Source organism: Streptomyces sp. DH12 (assembly GCF_020873895.1).
Classification (GTDB): domain Bacteria; phylum Actinomycetota; class Actinomycetes; order Streptomycetales; family Streptomycetaceae; genus Streptomyces.
The window spans coordinates 1-1,197 of sequence record NZ_JAHWGT010000097.1 but is presented as its reverse complement, the minus strand read 5'-3'; the positions used below and the strand labels follow the sequence as shown (position 1 = coordinate 1,197).

The 1,197-nt window shown below is 68.6% G+C and carries 1 protein-coding gene and 1 pseudogene; both read left to right on the top strand.

Annotated elements, in window-relative coordinates:
* The coding region (locus tag LPA54_RS32700) for a transposase (RefSeq protein ID WP_228984391.1) at nucleotides 1-228 on the top strand (228 nt) is incomplete at its 5' end.
* Nucleotides 210-1,013, top strand: a pseudogene (locus LPA54_RS32695) (tyrosine-type recombinase/integrase); the annotation flags it as partial. The gene LPA54_RS32700 and the pseudogene LPA54_RS32695, both read left to right, overlap by 19 nt.
* Nucleotides 1,014-1,197: the final 184 nt, after the last annotated feature.

Genomic DNA, 1,197 nt, shown 5'->3' with positions numbered 1-1,197 from the left:
CCGCACCGCCGCGACCGCGGCCAGGCCGAACTTCCGGCCTGGAAAGAGGAACACAATCGCTCACACCGCAAGGTCCGGGCCCGCGTGGAGCACACCTTTGCCCGCATGAAGAGCTGGAAGATCCTTCGCGACTGCCGTCTGAAAGGCGACGGCGTGCATTACGCCATGCTTGGCATCGCCCGTCTACACAACCTCGCTCTTGTGGGACCGGGAGCGTGGCCGACGTGACGACGGCCCGGGTGCGCAGCTGGCGCGGAAAGCTCCTCGCGGCCGGCGTCGGTGAGCCGACAGTGGTCAAGGCGTACCAGCTGCTGCGTGCCCTGATGAACACCGCCGTGGACGACGAGCTGATCCGGCGCAACCCGTGCCGGATCAAGGGCGCGGACCGTTACGACGTGCCCGAGCGGCCGGTCCTCACGGTGGCGGAGGTCTTCGCCGTCGCCGACTCCATCGCGCCGCGCTACCGACTGCTCGTGCTCCTGGCGGCCTTCACCACCCTGCGGTTCGGGGAGCTGGCGGCTCTGCGGCGACGGGATATCGACCTGGAGGGGCTGACCGTCATCGTGCGCCGTGCTCAGGCCGAGTTGCAGGACGGCCGGCTCTTTGACAAGGCGCCGAAATCCGCGGCCGGGGTGCGCTCCGTCTCCTTCCCGGCCGAACTGCTCGACGCGGTCACGCACCACCTGGAGCACTTCGCCGCTCCTGGCCGCGACGGGCACGTTTTCGTCGGGCCGCAGGGCGGGCAACTGCGGCGCAGCAACTTCCGCGACGACTGGGTCAAGGCCCGGAAGGCTGCGGGCGTCACGGCCGAGCTGCACTTCCACGATCTTCGGCACACGGGCAACACGTTGGCTTCGACGGCCGGGGCCAGTACGCGGGAGCTGATGACCCGCATGGGGCACAGCAGCTCCCGGGCCGCGCTGATCTACCAGCACATGACCAGCGACCCTGACCGGGCCATCGCTGACCGGCTCGGGGCCATGATCCGTGAGGGCGGAGGAGAGGTCTTCTAGGTCTTGGACCTAACGGCCTTGCTGCGCTCTCGGAAGCCAGCGATGCTGGGCCGATGCCAGGGCAGCGCAAAAGAAGACATCGGCAGCAGGAACAAGCGCGGCGGGCCGCTGCTCGTTTCGCCCCTGACGCGGGTCGCTGGGAGGTACTTTTCGAGACCCAGGACGAGTCGGAATGGCACGCTCA